This is a genomic window from Streptomyces sp. SID1328 (assembly GCF_009865595.1).
GTDB lineage: Bacteria > Actinomycetota > Actinomycetes > Streptomycetales > Streptomycetaceae > Streptomyces > Streptomyces griseoluteus.
Window position 1 is genome coordinate 1 of sequence record NZ_WWKH01000100.1, and the last position, 1,456, is coordinate 1,456.

The following is a 1,456-nucleotide window of genomic DNA, read 5'->3' on the forward strand; positions in this document are numbered from 1 at the left end:
GGCAGCCGCCCGGCGCGACGACCGCCCCGACCCCTCCGACCAGCCCAGATAACTCCCGCAGTTCCCGCAGAAGTCGTCCGTCGCCTCGTTCGACGCCCCGCAGGCGGGACACTCGCGCATGGCCGTCACTCTCCTTCACCGGAGCCGGAGGGCGCGGCGGAAAGGACCTCGACCCGGCATCGTGTGTGCACCGGGACCAGGGCCCGGACCAGTTCGTGGACCCGTGACTCCTCGACCGTCGCCTCCCGGCCGGGCCACACCCGTACGACGATCTCGGCGTCCGGAGCGGGCGGCAGCTCGCTGCCGGGAGTGCCCGACCAGACGGCGGCGCCGTCGCCCACCACCTCGGCCCGTACCCCGACGATCAGCTGGAGCGCCTCCACCAGCCCGCGCCTCGTTCCGCGCCACCGGTGCAGCTCCATCGCCCGGACCGTGGCCTCGCGGCGCAGCTCCAGTGGCCAGCGCGGGTCGTCCACCCCGCCCACCCAGGAGGCGAGCCAGGCCACGAAGTCGGCCGGGGCCACCCGTGGGTCGAGGTAGGCGGGCAGGTTGTCGAGCGTGCTGAACACCGGGGCCAGGACCGTGTCCAGACCGGCGGTGAACCGCTGGGCGAAGTCGTCCTCCGCGTACAGCGCGGGCAGTTGGCCGCCGATCGGATGGCGGCTCGGCAGACCGGGGATCGCGGCGCGGCTCATACCCGTGCCTCCGGCTCCGCCGCCGTGACGACCACCTGGTGCTGGTACGGGAAGACCAGCGCGCCCGCGCCGATGTCGACCCGGTCCACCGGCGTACCGCGCCGCCCGGTCACCGGGTCGGCCGGGAACAGGCGGATGTCCTCCACCAGCACGTCCCCCACGGCCCGCTGGAGCACACCGAACACCTCCCCGTACTGCACCGGCCGCCCGAACGGCCAGCCCGTGCCGTCGGGGCCGCCGTGCAGCGGGTCCAGGTGGTCGTAGAGCGCGGCCAGGGCGGTGGCCCGCACGCGGTCCGCGACGGCGGCCGGGGCGGTGAGCCGGGCCACCACGGTGACGCCCTGGTAGACCGGCGGTTCCACCACGAGACGGGTGCCGATCAGGCGCCGCTCGTCCAGGGCCTCGGTGATCGCGGTGAGCACCTGGTCGGACGGGATGAGCTGCTCGAAGCGGACCCGGCCGTCGTCGTCGGGCACCGCGTCCGGCACCACCAGCACCCGGACCGCGCCGGGCTCGTCGGCGGCGGGCAGACAGCGCACCCGGCGCACCGAGGGCGCCGCCTGCCGGGCGATGATCTCGTGGTCCTCGGCGGTCACCGCGCGCTCCTGCATGCGCAGCGCCTGCGGGGCGCGCAGCCGGGCGTTGGCCACCGACTCGCCCGCCACCCCGCCGCGGGCCGCCTCCCGGTTGCCCACCCGGGCGACGTACGGCACCGAACTGCGCAGCACGTTGATCGCGCCGCGCGCCACGTTGCCCGCCGG

Annotated in this window: 3 protein-coding genes; all 3 read right to left on the bottom strand. The window is 75.8% G+C overall.

Features of this window, described 5'->3' with window-relative positions; translation table 11 throughout:
* A partial coding sequence (locus GT030_RS03035) for a zinc ribbon domain-containing protein (RefSeq protein WP_161199700.1) occupies positions 1–120 on the bottom strand: 120 nt, incomplete at its 3' end.
* A 5-nt stretch (positions 121–125) separates the two neighbouring features.
* Entirely contained in the window at positions 126–695 is a 570-nt protein-coding gene (locus GT030_RS03040; RefSeq protein ID WP_161199701.1) for a phage tail protein, read from the bottom strand.
* The coding region (locus GT030_RS03045) for a putative baseplate assembly protein (RefSeq protein ID WP_161199702.1) at positions 692–1,456 on the bottom strand (765 nt) is incomplete at its 5' end. The genes GT030_RS03045 and GT030_RS03040, both read right to left, overlap by 4 nt.

Coding starts and splice junctions, on each gene's coding strand:
- GT030_RS03040 (WP_161199701.1), bottom strand. CDS start 695: ATGAGCCGCGCCGCGATCCCCGGTCTGCCGAGCCGCCATCCGATCGGC.